Origin of the sequence: Robertmurraya sp., from assembly GCF_036676585.1 — a bacterium.
Lineage (GTDB): Bacteria > Bacillota > Bacilli > Bacillales > Cytobacillaceae > Robertmurraya_A.
Genome location: NZ_JAKFCQ010000143.1, coordinates 1 through 1,843, shown reverse-complemented (window position 1 = coordinate 1,843; position 1,843 = coordinate 1). Strand labels below are relative to the sequence as shown.

3 protein-coding genes and 1 pseudogene are annotated in these 1,843 nt (G+C 40.8%); all 4 read left to right on the top strand.

Going from position 1 to position 1,843, the window contains the following annotated elements; translation table 11 throughout:
• Positions 1-70: 70 nt before the first annotated feature.
• Positions 71-688 carry a 50S ribosomal protein L3 gene (rplC, locus tag ACGLXV_RS18035; protein ID WP_305364352.1) on the top strand — a complete coding sequence of 206 codons (618 nt, stop codon included), beginning with the start codon at positions 71-73 and terminating at the stop codon, positions 686-688.
• Positions 689-692: 4 nt separating this feature from the next.
• On the top strand, positions 693-1,322 hold the full coding sequence (rplD, locus tag ACGLXV_RS18030) for a 50S ribosomal protein L4 (RefSeq protein ID WP_391559723.1): 630 nt from the start codon (positions 693-695) through the stop codon (positions 1,320-1,322).
• A gap of 1 nt (position 1,323) precedes the next feature.
• Entirely contained in the window at positions 1,324-1,614 is a 291-nt protein-coding gene (gene rplW, locus ACGLXV_RS18025) for a 50S ribosomal protein L23 (RefSeq protein ID WP_324487766.1), read from the top strand.
• 7 nt (positions 1,615-1,621) lie between these two features.
• Positions 1,622-1,843, top strand: a pseudogene (gene rplB, locus ACGLXV_RS18020) (50S ribosomal protein L2); the annotation flags it as partial.

Genomic DNA, 1,843 nt, shown 5'->3' with positions numbered 1-1,843 from the left:
CCTTTAGAGGGGTTTACTATGTCTTGAACGAAGCCCTACTGCTTCGATGGACACAAATTGATTAAAGAAAATGTCAGGAATTATTGGAAAAAAAGTAGGAATGACCAGCATATTCGATGCTGACGGGAAAAACATCCCGTGTACAGTGATCGAAGCTGGCCCATGCGTAGTTACTCAACTACGTACCGTCGATACAGACGGCTACAGCGCGGTTCAGTTAGCTTTCGACGACAAGAAAGAGAAAAACACGACAGGATCATTAAAAGGACATTTCGCAAAAGCTAAAACTACACCTAAGCGTAAGCTGGTTGAGTTTAAAACTTTTGAAGACGAGAAGTCATTAGGTGATGTAGTTAGTGTTGAGATCTTCGCCGAAGGCGATTTTGTCGATGTAGTTGGTACCTCAAAAGGTAAAGGATTTCAGGGTGTTGTAAAACGTCATGGATTTGGTGGTGTGGGTGGTCAAACTCACGGTCAGCACAACCGTTTAAGAGCTCCGGGTTCACTCGGTGCATCTTCATGGCCTTCACGTGTATTCAAAGGAATGCGCATGGCTGGTCGTATGGGTGGTGACCGCGTAAAGATTCAAAACCTTCAGGTATTGAAAGTTTATGCAGATCAAAACTTATTAGTAGTTAGCGGTTCAATTCCGGGAGCTAAGGGTTCATATGTAATCGTTGATAAATAAGAACATGGAAGTTAAGGTTATTAATATATCAGGTAAAGAAACAGGTGCCAAGGTGCAGCTTCCTGATGCGATCTTCGCAGTAGAGCCCAACGATCATGCGATCTATTTGGACGTGAAGCAGTACTTAGCAAATCAACGCCAGGGAACGCACAAGTCTAAGCAACGTAATGAGATCGCAGGATCTACCAAAAAATTATACAAACAAAAAGGTACAGGTGGTGCCCGTGCAGGATCTATCAAATCTCCATTGTTCAATGGTGGTGGTCGTGTATTCGGTCCGCAGCCCCGCGACTATAGTTTCAAGCTGAATAAAAAGCTGAAATCATTAGCCCGTAAGTCTGCCCTTACATATAAAGCAAAAGATAACAACATTGTTGTTTTGGAAGCGTTCACTTTTGATTCTATCAAAACTTCGAACTATGCCAAGATCGTTGCCGATTTGAAATTAACTGATGTTAAATCATTATTGGTACTTCCGGCAGCAAATAATAATGTTTATTTATCAAGCAGGAATTTAAAGAAAGCAAAAGTGGTTACTGCCGCTGAGTTGAATACATTCGATGTATTGAACGCAGGAACTTTATTGCTGACTACAGAAACTGTTAAAACATTGGAGGAAGCGTTCGCTAAGTAAGATGGAAATTTTAAAGAAACCAATTTTAACTGAAAAGGCTTCAGCATTAACTGAAAAGTTAAACCGCTTTAGTTTCAAAGTTGATCACAGAGCCAACAAATTGGAGATCAAAAGTGCGATCGAATCAATGTACGGCGTGAACATACTGGCTGTAAACACCGCAGTAGTGTATGGTAAAACAAAATCGCGTAACACTAAAGCTGGTGTTGTAACCGGAAATGCTCCGAAATACAAGAAGGCAATCGTTACGCTAAAAGATGGTGAAACTATTGACTTTTACAGCAATATTTAATTAAGACATGGCAGTAAGAAGATTTAAACCGGTTACCCCGGGTACTCGTTTCAGAGTAGGAGGAGTTTTCTCTGATGTGACTACTAACGTTCCAGAAAAATCGTTAGTTACCAGCATCAAGAAGTCCGGCGGTAGAAATAATTCCGGTAAAATGACTATGCGTTATCTCGGTGGGGGACATAAAAAGTCATACCGATTGATTGATTTTAAACGCGATAAAAACGATATC